At 40.3% G+C, this 534-nt stretch carries 1 protein-coding gene; it reads right to left on the reverse strand.

Annotated elements, in window-relative coordinates:
* Nucleotides 1–4: 4 nt before the first annotated feature.
* Nucleotides 5–534: GNAT family N-acetyltransferase (locus tag QL995_RS21755; RefSeq protein ID WP_290295089.1), on the reverse strand; the 530-nt coding region annotated here is incomplete at its 5' end.

A 534-nucleotide genomic window follows, 5' to 3' on the forward strand; every position in this document is an offset into this window, starting at 1 on the left:
TCCCTCACTCCACAGGTTGTCGAGTAAATTGCTCTTCATTAATTCGTTGGTAGCCAGCTCGGCTAAACAAAGCTTGTGATGCTGCATTTTCTTTTAGTACAACAGCATGTATAATTTTTGTAGGATGCAATATATCTACTTGTTTTAAAGCGAGTTTCGCAACCCCTTTACCAAAGTGCTCTGGTGCTATAAAGATGGAAATGGTATACGTATCTACGGCTGTCATATCTAACCTGACCACACCTACAGAAGTCGTTTTTTCATCTGTGCTATTGGTTAGCTCAATGACATAAAAGTAGTCATTTTTACTTGCTAGCTTTTTAGTCATCCAAGCCCGATGCTCAGCCAAACTCGGAACGTCTTTATTAAGTGCATAACGACGTGTTTCGGGTTTACATTGCCAAGCGTACACCTGTTCAACATCAAGCTGTGTCGCTAATCTTAGGGTTAGTGAACCGCTAAATAATTGAGTAATATGCTTCATTAATCGCTTAACACCTTGCCCATCACATAACTGCAGGTTTATTGTTCGCA

Origin of the sequence: Pseudoalteromonas sp. APC 3358, from assembly GCF_030408075.1 — a bacterium.
GTDB lineage: Bacteria > Pseudomonadota > Gammaproteobacteria > Enterobacterales > Alteromonadaceae > Pseudoalteromonas > Pseudoalteromonas arctica.